The sequence below is a fragment of the Leuconostoc litchii genome (genome assembly GCF_008107645.1).
GTDB classification, from domain to species: Bacteria; Bacillota; Bacilli; order Lactobacillales; family Lactobacillaceae; genus Leuconostoc; species Leuconostoc litchii.
The window spans coordinates 1-447 of sequence record NZ_SDGY01000001.1 but is presented as its reverse complement, the minus strand read 5'-3'; the positions used below and the strand labels follow the sequence as shown (position 1 = coordinate 447).

1 protein-coding gene is annotated in these 447 nt (G+C 47.7%); it reads left to right on the top strand.

Going from position 1 to position 447, the window contains the following annotated elements; all coding sequences use genetic code 11:
- A partial coding sequence (locus ESZ47_RS09410) for a hypothetical protein (RefSeq protein ID WP_425280126.1) occupies nt 1-447 on the top strand: 447 nt, incomplete at both ends.

Below are 447 nucleotides of genomic sequence, written 5' to 3'. Positions count from 1 at the left end.
GGTTGAACCACTCAATGACGTCGATGACGTACTGTCACTTGCACTAGTTGAACCACTCAATGACGTTGATGTACTGTCACTCGCACTGGTTGAACCACTCAATGACGTTGATGACGTACTGTCACTTGCACTAGTTGAACCACTCAATGAAGATGATGTACTGTCACTCACACTTACTGAGGCACTTATTGAGGCTGAGGCACTCGCGCTGGTTGAAGCACTCAATGACGTTGACGTACTGTCACTCGCACTTACTGAGGTACTTATTGAGGCTGAGGCACTCGCGCTTGACTCACTCAATGATGCTGATGTACTGTCACTTGCACTGGTTGAACCACTCAATGACGCTGATGTACTGTCACTCGCACTGGTTGAACCACTCAATGATGCTGAGGTACTGTCACTTGCACTGGTTGAACCACTCAATGATGCTGATGTACTGTCACT